Annotated in this window: 9 protein-coding genes; all 9 read left to right on the forward strand. The window is 65.3% G+C overall.

All coding sequences use genetic code 11. The features are described 5' to 3' along the window. Positions 1–44: 44 nt before the first annotated feature. Complete coding sequence (locus tag P4U43_RS08240; RefSeq protein ID WP_277358299.1) at positions 45–6,164, forward strand: Ig-like domain-containing protein; 6,120 nt, start codon at positions 45–47, stop codon at positions 6,162–6,164. A 72-nt stretch (positions 6,165–6,236) separates the two neighbouring features. After that, positions 6,237–7,208 carry an AAA family ATPase gene (locus P4U43_RS08245; protein ID WP_056548647.1) on the forward strand — a complete coding sequence of 324 codons (972 nt, stop codon included), beginning with the start codon at positions 6,237–6,239 and terminating at the stop codon, positions 7,206–7,208. A 15-nt stretch (positions 7,209–7,223) separates the two neighbouring features. Next, positions 7,224–8,609 carry a DUF58 domain-containing protein gene (locus P4U43_RS08250; protein WP_277358300.1) on the forward strand — a complete coding sequence of 462 codons (1,386 nt, stop codon included), beginning with the start codon at positions 7,224–7,226 and terminating at the stop codon, positions 8,607–8,609. Further along, positions 8,606–11,032, forward strand: coding sequence for a transglutaminase family protein (locus P4U43_RS08255; RefSeq protein ID WP_277358301.1), 2,427 nt, complete (start codon positions 8,606–8,608; stop codon positions 11,030–11,032). Before P4U43_RS08250 ends, P4U43_RS08255 begins: the two co-directional genes overlap by 4 nt. 182 nt (positions 11,033–11,214) lie before the next feature. Continuing rightward, on the forward strand, positions 11,215–12,297 hold the full coding sequence (locus tag P4U43_RS08260) for an RDD family protein (RefSeq protein ID WP_277358302.1): 1,083 nt from the start codon (positions 11,215–11,217) through the stop codon (positions 12,295–12,297). Next, entirely contained in the window at positions 12,294–13,172 is an 879-nt protein-coding gene (locus tag P4U43_RS08265; RefSeq protein ID WP_277358303.1) for a PP2C family protein-serine/threonine phosphatase, read from the forward strand. The genes P4U43_RS08260 and P4U43_RS08265 overlap by 4 nt, the downstream gene beginning before the upstream one ends. Further along, a complete protein-coding gene (locus P4U43_RS08270; RefSeq protein ID WP_277358304.1) occupies positions 13,169–14,863 on the forward strand; it encodes a hypothetical protein in 1,695 nt (564 codons plus the stop codon). The genes P4U43_RS08265 and P4U43_RS08270 overlap by 4 nt, the downstream gene beginning before the upstream one ends. After that, positions 14,860–16,524, forward strand: coding sequence for a serine/threonine-protein kinase (locus P4U43_RS08275; RefSeq protein WP_277358305.1), 1,665 nt, complete (start codon positions 14,860–14,862; stop codon positions 16,522–16,524). The genes P4U43_RS08270 and P4U43_RS08275 overlap by 4 nt, the downstream gene beginning before the upstream one ends. A 16-nt stretch (positions 16,525–16,540) precedes the next feature. After that, positions 16,541–17,248, forward strand: a complete 708-nt coding sequence (locus P4U43_RS08280) for a flagellar basal body rod protein FlgC (protein WP_056548635.1) — start codon at positions 16,541–16,543, stop codon at positions 17,246–17,248. Positions 17,249–17,259 lie beyond the last annotated feature (11 nt).

A 17,259-nucleotide genomic window follows, 5' to 3' on the forward strand; every position in this document is an offset into this window, starting at 1 on the left:
CGCCTGAGGGGCAAGGCGTACATTCTTCGGGGGGATTTCAGCTCATGAATCGTGGTCTCGATCGCCTGCGTCGTTTCAGCACCAGGCACAAGCGGGCATTGTCGGTATCGACCACTTCCGCAGTGAGCATCGCCGTGGTGGGCGGTGCGCTCCTTTATCCCGGTTTTGCCACTGCCGAGGTCGATCTGAACGACGGCGGTGTATGGGTGACCAACCGGAACACCGGCATGGTGGGTCACCTCAATTACCAGTCCAGGCTTCTGGACGGTGGGTACGCAGCGAATAGCGACAGCTTCGACATCATTCAGGACCAGGCCACGGTCTTCAACATCAACTCCGACCAGTCGAAGGTCAGCCCCGTCGATGTCGCCAACGTGGTTCGCGGAACCGAGGTACAGCTTCCCGGTTCAGCGGCTGTGGCGATGGGCGGTACGACGGCGGCAGTCACCGACCGCGCCGGTGGTGCGGTCTGGATTACAACGGTGCAGAACCTCGCTGCCTTCAGCGATCAGGAGACCGAACCGGTGGTGACCGGTTCTTCCGGTGCGGTCGCGGCGGTGTCCTCGAATAACCGTGTGCTGGTCGCAGACCCGGGCGCAAAGACGGTCTCTACCTACGTGGTCGCCCGCGACGGCACCTACGAGGAGCCGACGGTCGTCGAGGCGGAAACGCTGTCAACGTTCGGTGACGCGCAGATCGCCGCCGTGGGAGACCAGGCAGTTGTGTTCGACGGCGAATCCGGGCAGCTCATTTTGCCTGATGGGGAGGCGGTCACCCTGCCGGATGCTGCCGGTGGCCGGTTGCAGCAGAGCGGACCGGCGGGCAGCTTTGCGGTGGTGGCGACGCCGACGTCGCTGATCAAGCAGCCGCTGAATGGTGGCGATCCGGTCATCACACCGCTGGATGCGACAGGGGTTCCTGCTGCGCCGGTGCAGTTGGACGGCTGTGTCCACGCGGCGTGGGCCGGGCCTGCCGTCTACGTCCGCGACTGCGCGGATGACGCCAGCGACCAGCGGCAGGACATCCCTGAACTCGGTGCGGAATCGGAACTGGTGTTCCGGGTCAACCGCAGCGTTGTGGTCCTCAACGACGTCAACGCCGGCGACGTCTGGCTGGTCCTGCAGAACATGCAGCTTGTGGACAACTGGGGCGACATCATCCCGCCGAAGCAGGATTCCGATGACGAGGACCAGGAATCGGCGAGTGAGAACCCGGTCAACACACTCCCGGACCGCACGGGTGAGAACCGTCCTCCGGTCGCCGAAGACGACTCCTACGGTGCACGTGAAGGCAAGACCAGCATCCTCAACGTCGTCGCCAATGACACGGACCCGGATGGTGACCTGCTCACGGCGCGATTGAGCGGGGACCAGCCGGCCGCAGGCAGTGTGCAGCCCATCTATAACGGTGCAGGACTGCAGATTGTGGTGCCGGCAGATGCCCCTGTGGGTATTTCTACATTCGCTTACGAGGTCGAGGACGGACGTGGCGGCACGGATGCCGCCCAGGTCGACGTCGAGGTTCGCGGGGCTGACACGAATGAGCCGCCAAATCCTCTGCGTCCCACGAAGATCCTTGTGGAGGAGGGGAAGTCGGTCAGCCAGAACATCCTCTCCAGCTGGACGGACCCCGACGGCGATGACCTGTTCCTGGTGAGTGCGGAGCCGACGCCGGATGGGGATCAGGTGCGCACGCGCTCGGACGGATTGTTGACGTTCCGCGATGTCGGCAAGGGCCAGGGGGTGAAGGAAGTCAACATCGTCGTCTCGGACGGCCGTGAAGAGGTGTCCGGTGTTATCAGTTTCGATGTGCGTGCGTCGGGGACACTGCCGCCGGTGGTCAATTTTGACCACTTCACCGCCGTCGTCGGGCAGGAATCGCAACTGAGCCCGCTGCAGAATGACCTCGATCCGGCGGGCGGCCAGTTGAGCCTCGCGAAGGCGGAGCTGACCGGCGGGGATGCAGTGGTGACGCCGGACTATGACACCGGCACCATCGCCTTTACTCCGAATTCGGCGGGAACCTATTACGTCGAATACCTGGTGACCAACGGCCCGCAGAGCGCCAGCGGTCTCATTCGCGTCGATGCGAAAGCCGACGGTGCGGAGGGCGCGCCGATCGCCGTCCGTGATGTGGCACTGCTGCCACGGAATGGCGACGTGTTGGTCGACGTTCTCGGAAATGACAGCGACCCGGGCGGCGGCGTCCTGGTGGTGCAGTCCGTCGAAGTCCCGGCAGATTCGCCAGTGGACGTTGCAATCTTGAATCACAATGTGTTGCGCATCCATGACGTGCGGAATCTCAGCGAGCAGACCACCATCACCTACACGATGTCGAACGGCACGGCCTCGGCAACCGGTGAGGTGAGCGTGCTGCCCGTGGAGGGCCCGGAAACGCTGCTGCCGCCGCAGGCCAACTCCGACGAGGTCACAGTGCGTGCAGGAGACGTCGTCAATATCCCGGTGCTCGACAATGACACCCACCCCAACGGCGACGAACTCACGCTGAGTCCTGTCCTGGCCCAGGGGATCGACCTCGCGGACGGCCGGATCTTCGCGTCGGAGAACTCGCTGCGTTTCGTGGCTGGACCCACGGCGAAGACTGTCTACGCCATCTACGAGGTGTTGGACAGCACCGGGCAGACCGATTCCGCAGAGGTACGGATCAATATCCGACCGTTGGATGCACCGAATACCCCACCCGTGCCGAAGAACCTCGATGCCCGTGTGATCGCCGGATCGACGGTGCGCATCCCGGTTCCGCTGGACGGCATTGACGCCGACGGTGACTCCGCTTTCCTGACAGGAATCGACGTCGCTCCGACGATGGGCGCGGCGGTTCCCGGCCCCAATTACATCGACTTCACCGCATCGGCCACCGGAGCGGGTACGGATACCTTCACCTACACGGTCCGTGACCGGCTTGGCCTGGAGAACACCGGCACCATTCAGGTGGGCATAGCGCCTGCAGCGGAAGCGAACCAGAAACCCATCGCCGTGAACGATGGTGTGATCCTCCGGCCTGGGCGCGCGATCGCTGTCGATGCGCTGCGAAATGACTCGGACCCGGACGGTGACCCGATCGCGCTTGATCCGGAGGCTCTGGCGGGCACGCCGGAGGAGATGACTCCGGAGGTGGTCGAGGGCCGCGTGCTGTTCAGTGCGCCTCAGGCAGAAGGTGATTTCAGCGTCCGCTATGGCATCCAGGACAGCCGGGGTGGCACCGCCGCAGGCAATATCAGTGTCACCGTCGATCAGAACGCTCCGCTGTTGTTGCCGATCGCCCGTGATGATCGGGTGGAGTCGGAAGAGACCCGCGGCCAGACGGCTGTGGACGTGCCGGTCCTGAAAAACGATGAGGACCCTGACGGTGTGGCCGAGGACCTCGTTGTTCGGGTCGATCCGGCAGCCGTCACCGCCTCAGTGGGAGCGGAGAACGCAGTCCGCGTTGAGCTCACCGAGCAGGCTCAGATCATCCCGTACACGGTGGAGGACATCGACGGCGGTGTTGCCACCGCCGTGATTTGGGTGCCGGGACTGAGCGAGCAGTACCCCACGCTCATCAGTGACGCACCGATCGACGTGCAGGCAGGAGAGGAACTGGCTCTCGACCTGCGGGAGTTGGTGGAGGTCCGGGAAGGCAGGACGCCGCGGCTGACGGTGACCGAGAAGGTCTCCGCAATCGGGACCAGCAACGCCAACGACTGGGTGGTCGATCCGAACAACCTCCGCTACGCCGCGGACGTCGGTTACGCCGGCAAGGGCTCCATCACCTTCGAGGTCACCGACGGCACCGGCCCCGACGACCCCGAAGGGTTGAGCTCAACCCTGACCGTACTCACCAACGTGATCCCCGCTGCGGAAAGCCCCAACATCCCGCCCACCCTGAACTCTGGATCGCTGGAAGTTGCAGTTGCTGAGCCGGCGGTCTCCCTGGATCTGGCCGGCCTTGCATCCGATCCGAACCCGGAAGACACCCTGGAGTTCTCGCTGACCGGTGATCAACCCGCCGGGTTCGAAGTGTCCCTCGACGGCTCGGTTCTGAGCGTGGCACCCGGTGAGAATTCTGAGGCTGGGCTCACCGGCGTCGTGGGAATTTCGGTATCTGACGGTGAGGAGACCGCAGCGAGTTCAGTTGCGTTGGCGGTGTTGGCGTCGAACCGGCCGCTTCCGGTGGCGAATGACGATGAGGTGCCTGACGCCGTGCAGGGTGAGCCCGTCCCGGTGGATGTGCTGGCCAACGACGTGAACCCGTTCCCGGAGGAACCGTTGCGCATTGTCGATGTGGTCGCTGACGGGAACGGCAGCGTGTCGCAGCAGGGCGAGTCGGTTCTGGTGACGCCGGATGAGTCCTTTGTTGGGACGATGACGGTGCAGTACACGGTGGAGGACAAGACGGCTGACCAGTCGCGCCTGGCGACGGGGCAAATTGTGCTGACGGTGAAGGGCAAGCCGAGGGCGCCGTCAACGCCTGTGGTCGAAAGCACCCGGAACAAGTCGGTGGTCCTGTCCTGGGATCCGCCGGCCGACAACGGTTCGCCGATCACCGGTTACACAGTCACCAGCAACAACGGGTTCACGCAGGAATGCCCGGCGACCACGTGCACGCTGACCGGGCTCACCAACAACGTCGAGTACGTATTCACGGTCACCGCCACCAACGACATCGGTACCTCCGATCCGTCGCCGGAATCGGCTGTAGCGCGTCCGGACACACAGCCGGCCCAGCCCGCTCCGCCGGCGCTGGTGTTCGGTGACGGATCGCTGACGGTCAACTGGACACCGCCCGCCAACGAGGGCTCACCGATCGAGGGCTATGACCTGCAGATTTCGCCCGCACCACCCAACGGTGCGGTCCAGCGCAGCGCAACCGGCAGCCCGCTGACCTGGGAAGGCCTGGAGAACGGCACCGCCTATAAAGTCCGGGTGCAGGCACGCAACGCCGCGCCGGAACCGTCGGAGTGGAGCGACTACTCCGCGGCTGAGATTCCGGCTGGGTTGCCGGGAATCCCTGCTGCGCCGACGACGACGCGTGCCGATTCGGTGGGCACGGAGAGTCAGCTGGTGGTCGACTGGGCAGACGTGTCGCCCAATGGTGACGCGGTGACGAAGTATCAGGTGCAGGAGTTCCGCGGTGGCGCCCTGGTGCGTACCCTGCCCGAGGTCCAGGCGTCCGAGCAGACGATCGTGGTGCCCAACGCCGAAGCTGACTACAGCTACGCTGTCCGCGCCTACAACAAGGCAGGCTGGACCGAATACGGTGCCCAATCAGCACCTCGTCGCGCGGTTGGTTCTCCTGCAGCGCCGAGTAACGTGAGCCTGAAGGAGACTCGTACCGGCGCCGAGGGCCGCCACGTCCAAATCAGCTTCAGCGAACTCAACGCGGAGCAGCGCAACGGCGCACGAGCGTCCGAAGTCAGTTACCAGGCGGTGTTCAGCGATGGTCGTCAGATGACGGTCAGGCCCGGCCAGGAGATCGGCGGGCTCGCCAACGGATCCGCAGTGACCGCTACGGTCACTGCCATCGTCAACAGCGACGGCGCCAGCTACTCGAGTTCACCCGCCACCTCCAACCAGGTAAGCCCCTACGGCAACCCCGGGAAGCCTTCGGCGAGCGGACAGAACGGTACACAGAACGAAAACAGCGTGACCTTCAACTGGGCACCGCCCAACACCGGAGCTCATGACGTCAAGCAGATTCAGATCAGCATCGACGGCGGTGGGTGGCAGAATGTTGCCAATTCCGGTTCGAGGCGGGTCAGCGGCAACTTCGAACAACAACACGAGATTCGGGTTCGCTCGCTGAACTCCCGCGGCGAAGCAGGGGGAATCGCGAACGCTACAGCCCGCGCGGGCAAGGAACAACCGAGCCAGCTCGACACACGGCTCCTGGGACATATGCAGCGCAGCTGCACCGACCCCGCGAACCGGGCCACCTACGATCCCGAGGAGTTCACCTGTGAAGGCGTGGGCGGAAATAATCCCCCGTGGTTCTACGCCGAGCACCAGTTCACTGTCGGTTGCTGGATCAGCCACACCGATGGCTACGGCCGGACCGGTCAGTGGTACCGGATTGTTGGAGGGCCGCGCAACGTTGGCCGCTACATCGACGCCGGCCACGTGACCGTCGGCGGGCCGGCCCAGAGCAAACTGCCGCAGTGCTGACAGCCGACGTCCTGCACGTATTCTTTCCCGTGGGCAGCACGGATTCCGCAAGAGAAAAAGGAACAGATCATCATGACAATGACCGCTGAACAGGCCGCGTGGTTCGCCGGGACGTTTGACAAGCTGGTTGGCAACGTGGGGCAGGCAGTCCTCGGCAAGTCCCACGTGGTACGGCTTGTCCTGACCGCGATGCTCGCCGAGGGTCATGTGCTGCTCGAGGATGCTCCGGGAACCGGAAAAACCATGCTGGCACGGTCACTCGCTGCGACGGTGCAGGGAACGCACTCCCGCATCCAGTTCACCCCGGACCTCCTGCCCTCTGATGTCACGGGCATCACCATCTATGACCAGAAGACGCAGGAGTTCGAGTTCCACAAGGGCCCCATCTTCGCGAACATCGTGCTCGCAGACGAGATCAACCGCGCCTCGCCGAAAACCCAGTCGGCGCTGCTGGAGGTCATGGAAGAATCCCGCGTCACAGTGGATGGCGTGAGCTACACCAACGACCGCCCGTTCATGGTGATCGCAACCCAGAACCCGATCGAACAGGCCGGAACCTATCGTCTTCCGGAAGCGCAGCTTGACCGCTTCCTGATCAAGACCATGATCGGCTACCCGGACCATGCCTCCACCGTCCAACTGCTCAGCGGCTCGGCAACCCGTGACCGTTCGGCGGCGCTGACCCCGATCATCACCACCCAGGCCATCAAGGACATGGCGGATCTGGCGACGGAAACCCACGTGGATAACGCGGTGCTCGAGTACATCTCCCGGTTGACGGAGGAGACCCGCTCTGCACCGGAGACGCGTCTCGGAGTGAGCGTGCGCGGGGCACTGGCCATGGTCCGCACAGCGAAGGTCTGGGCTGCCGGCCAGGGCAGGCATTACGTCCTGCCCGACGACGTCAAGGAACTGGCGCCGTACGTGTGGACCCACCGCTTTGTCATGGACCCGGAAGCGGAGTTCGCCGGAGCAACACCCGAGGCCGTCCTGCGCCGCGTGCTTGCCGACGTGTCAGCTCCCCAGCAACGCGCCACCGCCTGACACTCCTGAGGATTCATGGCAACGAACACGGAAACCGCGGAAAAAAGCGCCTCACGACGGCGCGCGGCTGATCCTGCGCGCCGTCGGGCGTCCCAGCCGTCCCCGGAACGGACCGGAAGACAGAAACGCACGGCGTCGTCGTCCCGTCTCCACCCACGGTCACTGACCCGGGAAGCCTGGCAGCTGGCGCGGGACGCAGGCGCGCCGGTGGCCAGCCGGATCCTCGACGGACTGAGGAAATACTGTGGCCCCGTAGTGGGAGTGGTCAGTCCGCTCGGGTGGATCATTGCCGCAACTGTCACCGCACTCTGGATACTCGGCTCTGTCTTCGACTGGCGGGAAGCGCTCGTTGCAGCGTTGCTGGGCACGGTTCTCTTTCTCCTGGCCGTCGGATTCATTCTCGGCCGCTCCTCCTACGCTGTGGAGCTGGACCTGACGCGTACGCGCGTGGCGGTGGGGGACCGCGCCGTCGGAAGCGTTGCCGTCTCCAACACCTCAGCCAAGGCGCTGCTTCCGGCCTCGCTGGAGCTGCCGGTAGGAGCGGCGACGGCAATTTTCCACCTGCCAAGACTCAAGCCGAACCAGCAGCACGAAGACCTGTTCACCATCCCCACGCAGCGCCGCGCCGTCATCGTGGTGGGGCCGGTCCGCTCGGTGCGCGCTGATCCGCTGAGCCTGCTGCGCCGCCAGGTGTTCTGGACCGAACCCACCGACCTGTACGTGCACCCGCGGACGGTGGCGCTGGTCGGCTCGGCGGCCGGCTTCATCAAGGATCTGGAGGGACTGCCCACCAAGGACCTCTCCAGCGCTGACGTCTCCTTCCACGCGCTGCGCGATTACGTACCCGGAGACGACCGCCGCCACATTCACTGGAAGACGACGGCGCGGACCGGCCAGCTCATGGTCCGCCAGTTCGAGGAAACCCGCCGCTCCCACCTCGCCGTTGCCCTCTCAACCAACACATCCGAATACGCATCAGACGCCGAGTTCGAGCTCGGCGTGTCCGTTGCCGGCTCCATCGGACTGCAGGCCATCCGCGAGCAGCGGAACCTGAGCGTGCTCACCCAGGACGGCCCCGTGCGCTCCGAAACCGGGCGCAACCTGCTCGATGACATGACGCGGATCGAGGGCCGGAACCGGCGCCTCACCGCAGTGGACCTTGCGAGGACGACGGCGGATTCGGTACCGAATGCCTCGGTTGTGTTCTTCGTGGTGGGCCCACACGTCACCCCGTCCCAGCTCCGCTCCGCAGCCGCCTCGGTTCCGCCCGGCATCAGATGCATTGCCATCCGTTGCGTGAGTGACCAGGATCCGGGACGGGCCACGATCGGAGATCTCACCGTGCTCACCCTCGGCAACCTGTCCGACCTCGCCCTCATCCTCCGGAAGGCAGCAGCATGAGCCGCCGTGCGGGACGCGCCGCAAGGACGCTGCCGGGAAGGCTGCAGACCGGCATCGATATCGGCGCCCTGGTCCTCCTTCTCGGTCTCGGAATCGTTGGATTCGGCCCCACTTTCGGCGGGGACCTGCGCTATCTTGCGGCGGGATTCGGTGGGATCGCGATCGGCCTCGTCACGGCCTGGCTGAGCACCCGCCACCGCTGGGGTTTCTGGCCGACTGCAGGGGTCCTGCTGGGCGCCTACCTGGTGCTGGGACACGCGCTGGCCGCGCCGGTGGAATCCTTCCTCGGGTTCCTGCCCACGCTTGAATCGCTGCGGGTCGTGATCGTCGGCGTCGTCTTCTCCTGGAAGGATCTGCTGACGGTCGCGGATCCGGTGGGAATCAGCCGCGGCATGCTTGTGGTGCCTTTCCTTTCAGCCCTCCTGCTCGCGGCGGTCGCCGGGCTGCTGGCCTGGCGCGTGCGCACGCCGTACTGGGTGCTCCTGCCGGTCCTCGGACTGTTCCTCGTCAGCATCGCCTTCGGCACCAACCGGGCAGCGCTGCCGGAACTCCGTGGCATCCTGCTGATCGTCGCAGCAACCGCCTGGCTGGCGTACCGCCGGGACATTGCACGAACTGACCAGACCGGAGCGCTGTCGGCAAATACAGCTGCGCAGCCGGACCCTCCCGGCGTCGGTGTCGTTGGAGTTCGCGGTCTTTTCCGCTCCAACACGGCACGCCGGCTGGGACTGGGCGGAGCTGTCCTCGCCGTCGGCACCATTGTTACCCTCGTGGTGAGTCCGGTGCTGGCGGGGAACACGGACCGCGATGTGCTCCGCGACGTCGTCGAGCCTCCGGTTGATCTGTTCGACTACCCCAGCCCACTGACCAGCTTCCGCAAGTACGTCAAGGACCAGGCTGATGAGACGCTCCTGACCGTGGACGGGCTGCCCGAGGGCCAGCGCATCCGGCTCGCCGCGATGGATGCCTACGACGGCGTGGTGTACAACGTGAATCCGCAGGCTGCCGGGAACTTTGCCCGGGTAGGGGATGCGCAGCAGCTCGGCAGCGCGGACGTCGCGGAGGACGAAGGCACCGTCGCCACCCTCGACATCACCGTCGAGGCGTACAACGGCGTGTGGCTGCCCACGGGAGGCGAGCTGCTCGGCGTGGATCTGGACGGACCACGCTCACAGGACCTCAACCGGTCCCTGTACTACAACAATGACGCCTTGACCGCACTGTCCACCATCGGGGTGCAGTCGGGCGACACCTACAGCATCAACGTGGTCTTCCCGGAGGTTCCGGGTGACGAGGTGCTCACCCAGTATGACTTCGCGGACCTTAGCCTCCCGCGCGTCCAGAACGAGCCGCCCATCATCGCGTCCAAGGCGAGCGAATACGTGGGAGAAGTTTCCGACCCGATCGAGCGGGCGCGTCGCCTCGAGCAGGTGCTCAGCTCGCAGGGCTTCTTCAGCAACGGCAAGGACGGTGAAGCGCCGTCCCTGCCCGGCCACGGCGCCGCCCGCATGCTCACCCTCCTTGACGCCGAGCAGATGGTCGGCGACGACGAGCAGTACGCCGTATCGATGGCCCTGATGGCTCGCAAGCTCAACATTCCGGCCCGGGTAGTGATGGGTTTCTACCCCGACTGGGACGAGGTCGAGGACCCTTCAGCGCCCCTCGCCCTCACCGGTGAAGACGTGCACGCCTGGGTGGAGATCGCCTTCGACAATGCCGGCTGGGTTCCGTTCGACCCCACCCCTCCGGAGGACAACGAACCGGTGCCGCCGCAACAGCAGCCCAAGTCCTCGCCTAAGCCGCAGGTTCTCCAGCCTCCGCCGCCGCCGCAGGAACCGGCCGAACTGCCGCCGGATTCCGCACCGGAGCCCCAGGACGCCGAAGACCGCACCAAGGACTTCTGGGATGACTGGGGTCCGCTGGTCCGCGCTATAGCGCTCGCCCTGATCCCGTTGGGTGTCCTGCTGCTTCCGCTGCTGCTCATTTTTCTGCTGAAAGTACGACGGCGGAAGCGGCGCGCGAACATCGGCGCGCCTTCCCAGCGGGTCGGCGGAGGATGGAGCGAGGTGTTGAGCCTCGCTACGGACCTCGGTGCGGAGACCAACGCCAGGGCAACCCGCCGCGAGAGTGCACATGAACTCGGAACGGCTTTTCCCGCCAGCGCAGGATCAACCACGCTCCTCGCACAGCGCGCAGACGCCAACATCTTTGCGTACGGTGAACCGACCGAACGTGAGGTCGAGGAGTACTGGAGCGCCGTCGAGTCATCGTTGGAGGGTATGCGCGGCTCGGTTGGCTGGTTCCGGCGGCAGCGTGCCCGCTTCTCGCCGCGTTCCCTCATCCGGGAGGCGCGGTCAAAGGTGCGTCCGCGCAGCACTGCCCGGGGAGCACGCCGTGGTTCAGAGCGAAGGCAGGACCCGTGAGCGTGGACGGGCTCCAGTGCCCGCGTTGTTCGTCACGGGTGGCCGCCGGCACGGCGTATTGCGTGCGCTGCGGCGCTTCCATTCCCAATCGTGCCCCGCATGTCCGTACAGTGGACCCACCGGGCGGTGCGTTGGCGCATCCTGATGCCCGGATGAACGGTGAGGGAGGAACGCGGGGCACCATGGCTCAGCTCAACCTTGAGAACGGTTCGGCAGGCAAGCGGCTCGGAGCAAAGCTGGTTGACGGTATTCCGCCTGCGCTGATCAGCGCACTGGCCGCCGTGGTCGGTATGCCACTGATTGGCTACGAGCAGGTGTCGGCGAGTTCCGCCGTCGTCGATCTGTCCATGTTTTTCGTTGTGATGGGTGCAGGCAGCCTGCTGGCGCTTGGCTACTGGATCTTCCTCTGGGGCTGGGAAGCGAAAACCGGCAAGACCCCTGGCAACCTGATGTTCGGCCTGCGGACCACCGACGAGGAGGGCTTCGCGCCCGGCTGGCTGGCTGTCTTTCTGCGCAACCTCATCATCGCGCTCTCGGGGATCATTCCGGTGCTTGGCTTCGTGATCGTCATGATCTCCAACCTGTTCGACCCCCACGGGAAGCGTCAGGGCTGGTATGACAAAGCCGCGCGAACGTTTGTGTTCGATGTCCGGCGCGGCCGCAATCCGCTGCTGACCGGAGGAATCAACGGGCCGTCGTCGTTCGCTCCGCAACCGGTTCCGCCTGCCGTCCAGCCCATCCAGTCGCCGGTCGTTGCCCGGCCTGAACCGGTGGCGCGCACAGCAGAACCGGTGCTCTTCCAGCCAGAGAAGGTTCCAACGGGCAGGACGGCCCCGCTTCCTGACTTCGGCACCCTGCACCCCGATGAGGAAGCCGGAGAGACGGTCATGTCCCGGGGGTCCGCGCCGGTGAAAACGTACGCTGAGCCGGCCGGCCGTAAAGCTGTGCGTATCCTGCTCGACGACGGCCGCGACCTGGTGCTGGAATCCGTGGCGCTGATCGGCCGCAACCCTGCAGGAAAGGACAACGAGCCGGCACAGCTGATCCCCGTGAAGGACGAGGGGCGCTCAGTCTCGAAAACCCACCTTCACCTGCGCGTCGACGCGGGCAGGCTGTGGGTGACCGATCGTCATTCAACCAACGGCAGTGCCGTGGGCGGTGCGGACGGTGAACGTACTCCGCTGCCGGGAGGCCAGCCTTCGTGGGCGCCACCCGGTTCCACTGTGTACTTCGGCGACCGCAGCTTCAGGGTGGAACAGGCATGAGCAATTTCGAACAGATGAAGGACCGGAACATCGAACTCACCGTCGGGTACGCGACCGACCGCGGCCTCAAGCGCCAATTGAACGAAGACTCCCTGATTGCGTCCGAGCCGATCTTCGCGGTGGCGGACGGCATGGGCGGGCACGAGGCAGGGGAGGTCGCTTCAGGAATCTGCGTGCGGACCCTGGCGGAGAGCAGCATCATCGGCGAGCATGCCCCGCACTTTTCAGCGGCGGATCTCGAGGAATTGCTGCGCACTGCTGATGAGCACATCCGCTCAGAGACGGGAGGCCGGGCGGGCACTACGCTGTCCGGCGTCGTCCTGGTGGAAGAGTCCGGGATGCCCTACTGGCTCTTCTTCAATGTGGGCGATTCACGCACCTACCGGTTGTGTCAGGGCCGGTTCGGGCAGATTTCCGTTGATCATTCCGAGGTGCAGGAGCTGGTGGACCGCGGCCACATCACGCAGGAGCAGGCCGTTGGCCACCCCAGACGGCATGTCATCACCCGTGCGCTGGGAACGGGTGACGATTCCGAGGCCGACTACTGGCTCATGCCGGTGGAAGAGGACGACAGGATCCTCATCTGCTCGGATGGACTGAGCACCGAGGTCTCCGACGATCGCATCTACACTCTCCTCAGTTCCACGGCCGATCCGCAGCAGGCTGCTGACGCGCTGGTGCAGGAGACTCTCCGCAATGGTGCCCGCGACAACGTGACCGTGGTGGTGATCGACGCCCACGGGATCGACCCCGATGCCGAGCTCCACACCACAGCGCCACGCATGATCGGTGCCGATACCGCTGCTGCGGATGGTCCGAATGGTCCGGGTGCTCCGGACGCTGATGCTTCCAACGCCGAGGTGGAGCGTTCGTGAGCGCAGTCCGTTACCTTCCAGGGGAGGGGTGGCTCAGTGTGGTGCGTTCCGGCGTCGTAGTGCTGGTCCCTGCTGCCACCGCACCTGAGCTGACCGACCGGCTCTGGAACCAACTGGGGGAGAACCCCAATTTGCAGGCTGTGCTGCCGATCGTCGCGGGTGGTTTTGGGCAGGGGCTCGAATCCATGCCTCCGTTCGGTGTGGTGTCCCACACGGACCGGCTCCATGTACTGCTTCGAGGCGATGTTCACCTGAGTGTCGACACCGACGACGGCGGCGCGCAGGTTGAGTTGTCCGGGCAACAGGTGACCACGTGGGTGGAGCGAATCGTCGACGGCGGCGGAAACGGCTTCACGCTGAGCGGCGGCTCTGTCGACGCAGCCGGTTCTATTGGCCCAGGCGGTTATTCCGGGGCAGGCGGGGACACTGCTACCCTGCCGCTTGAGTCAGGGATTGTCCGGGCGTCTGTCGTCTCCGTTAAGTCTTTTGGGCCGGTCGGGCCGGCTGATCCCGTGCGCGCCGAGCCCGAACCCGCTGATCCCGAACGCGCTGTGACGGGTGCTGCTGAGGCTGAGGAACTCGCCACAATCAACCCGAGCCTTTATCTGAGCTCCACTGACGGCGTCGATGAAGACGGCCAACGTGCGGCGGACGGTGCGGACAGCATCGGTGAGGACCAGAACCAGCAGGCCGAACCGGATCCCGAGCTCCAGACCACCGGCTACGACCACCTGTGGGACCAAACTGTCATGCGGCGCGTGGAGGACGCTGCGGTGCGTCCACCTGAGGAAGCTAACCCGTCGAACGAGGTAGACGTTCAGGAGGACGTTGCTCAGGTGCCGGAACAACCGTCACGGCCGTCGGAACGACCACAGCAGGCGGAGCTGTCAGAGCAGTCAGAGCTGTCAAAGCCACAGCCGGAGCCGTCCACGCCGCCGGCCGATGCGTCGCCGATACCGCTGACTGCACCCGGGCAGCTGATCGACTCCGTACCGTGGGCACGCAAGAGTGCCGGGACCGGCGGAACGGCAACAGTGCCCGCAACCTCAAACAAGTCCGCAACCTCAATCACGCCTGACACGTCGATCACGCCTGACGCCCCCGCACCGAAGCAGCCCCGCGGCCTCCCCGACGCCGAAGATCACGATGGCCAGACGATCATGCGCAGCGACCTGCAGGTCCAACCATCGCAGCAGCCTGCCCAACCGGCAGCTGAGCCGCGTCCCGGTACCGGACCTTTGGTGCTGGCGAGGCTGTGCGGGCAGGGTCACGCCAATCCGCCGGAAGCATCGGACTGCAAAGTCTGTTCCCAGCCCCTTGACAGCGAACCGCGTGAGGTCCGCCGGCCAAGTCTTGGCACCATGCGCATTTCAACCGGTGAGGTGGTGGAACTGGACCAGTCGCTGATCATTGGCCGGCAGCCGTCCGTCTCACGGGTTCAGGGCCGTGGTATGCCGAAGCTGGTGCAGGTCACCAGCGCCGGCGGGGATATTTCGCGCTCACACGTCGAGGTGCGGCTCGACGGCTGGCACGTCCTGCTGTGCGATCTCAAGGCCACCAACGGCACGGTGCTGATTCGCGCGGGCCAGCCGCCACGCCGCCTGGGCGAATCGGAGACCGCGTTCCTCCTTGATGGTGATGTCGCCCAGCTCGGTGACGACATCTTCCTGCGCTTCGAGGGCCTGCGATGACTTCACGGCGCGCCGCCGCACCACCGCCGCACATCCCGGGCTACCGCTACGTCAGCCTGCTCGGATCGGGTGGTTTCTCCGACGTGTACCTGTACGAGCAGGACCGTCCGCGCCGTCGCGTAGCCGTCAAGGTCCTGGTGTCCGGTCTGCTGACCGAAGGCGCCCGCAAGGCGTTCGAGTCCGAGGCCAACCTCATGGCCCAGCTCTCCACGCACCCGTATATCGTCACGATCTACGAAGCGAACATCACCGACGACGGGCACTCCTACCTCGCGATGGAGTACTGCTCGCGCCCGAGCCTGGACGTGCGGTACCGCAAGGGGCGGCTCTCGCTGGCCGAAACACTGACGATCGGCATTCAGGTCGCTTCAGCCGTCGAGTCTGCCCACCGCGCCGGCATCGTGCACCGCGACATCAAACCGGCAAATATCCTGGTCACCGAATACAACCGCCCTGCGCTCACGGACTTCGGCATCTCCGGCACCACGGACGGCGGCGCCGATGAGGACCTCGGCATGTCCATCCCCTGGTCCCCGCCGGAAGCATTCGAGGGCGGCAGCGTGGACGGGATCCGGATGGACGTCTGGTCCCTCGGAGCCACCCTCTACACGCTTCTTGCCGGCCGCTCGCCCTTCGTGTTCCCGGGCCTGGACAATTCGCAGAGCCAGTTGATGGACCGCATCGGGTCAATGCCGCTTGCCCCGATCGGCAGGGATGATGTGCCGCAATCCCTGGAGCTTGCGCTGGCAACAGCGATGGCCAAGAACCCGGCCGCCCGCTACAGCTCGGCACACTCCTTTGCGCTTTCGTTGCAGCGGATCCAGACGGAACTGGGCATCTCGGTCACCCCGTTTGAAGTTCTGGATGACACCGAACACGTGTATCAGAACGACGACGGCGCCGAAGCCACCCGCGTGCGCAAGGTCGTCTCCATCGACCCGGAGTCTTCCACCTTTTCACCCACCTTCCCGACGGCGTCACCCACCGCGCCCAGTCGCCCTTCGCACGGTTCCGTGCCCACCTACTCCGCGCCGTCGTCGTCCATGTCCTCCAGGGTCGACCAACCTCCAGCAGCGGAGGACGCGGCAGACAATAGCGCAACCGAAGACCACGCGTGGCGGGACCGCACCATCCTCCGTGGGGGTGAGCCGCAGGGCGACTCCGTCCGTCTGGATACGACGCTCGGCAGGCCCGTGGGTACGGGGCTGGAAGCCGCTCCAGCCGACGCCGAACCTGTCCGTCGCAAGCGCAGCCCACTGGTGGGCATCCTGCTGGGGCTGGTGCTGCTGGCCGGCGTCGGAATCGGGGTATTCGCCATCGTGAACGGGCAACCGGAAGACCAACCGACCGTGGCACCGCCCACCCAGCCGCCGCCGGACGCGCTGGCCGGTGTTGAGGGCGTTGTGCCGGCGCCCACGGGTATCACCGCAGGGGAGTCCGGTAACACTGTTGTCTTCACCTGGACCAATCCCGATCCGCAGGAAGGTGACGTGTACCGCTTCCGGACCGTGACCGTCACCGAGGAGGGGGACTGGGACCGCACAGTGCAGACCGAGGCGCCCGTCGCGGCCAATCCGGACGGACGCACCTGCGCTGATATACAGATAGTGCGGGCAAACGGAACTGCTTCCGAGCCCGAACGCGCCTGCTGGCCTGAGTGAGTTGAAGGGAATACCCGTGGGGGAACTGGCAATAGATTATTGCGGTGAGTGGCATGAGCCGAAGGACGGAGAGCCGTTCAACATCGGTCGCGAAGGCGATCTTGAGGTGGACGACAATCCGTACCTACACCGCAAGTTCCTCCAGATTGCCCATCAGAACGGAATCTGGTGGCTCAATAACGTGGGCACCATGCTCTCGGCCACCGTTGCGGACACCACCGGCGGAATGCAGGCGTGGGTTGCGCCCGGTGCCAGGATTCCGCTGGTCTTCGGGCAGACCCGCGTTGTCTTCACGGCCGGCCCCACTACCTACGAGTTCGACGTGCACCTCAAGACCCCCGCCTTCCGCCAGGAGCGCCAGGTCGACGACGGCTCCGGGACAACGACGATCGGCCCGGTTCGCTTCACCGATTCGCAGCGTGCGCTGATCGTAGCGCTCGCTGAACCGATGCTGCGCCGTGAAGGGACCGGGTTCAGTTCCATTCCATCCTCTGCGGCGGCTGCGCAACGGTTGGGCTGGGCGCTGACCAAGTTCAACCGCAAGCTGGACAACGTGTGCGACAAACTGGACCGGGTGGGAGTCGTGGGCCTGCGCGGCGGCGGCGGCAAGCTCGCCACCAACCGGCGCGCCCGGCTGGTGGAACATGCCGTGACCTCGCACCTGGTCACGCCCGAGGACCTCGATCTGCTCGAAACCATGAAGGGCAAGGCGGATGAGGACTGAGCTGTCCGCGC

Origin of the sequence: Arthrobacter vasquezii, assembly GCF_029455255.1 — a bacterium.
GTDB lineage: Bacteria > Actinomycetota > Actinomycetes > Actinomycetales > Micrococcaceae > Arthrobacter_D > Arthrobacter_D parietis.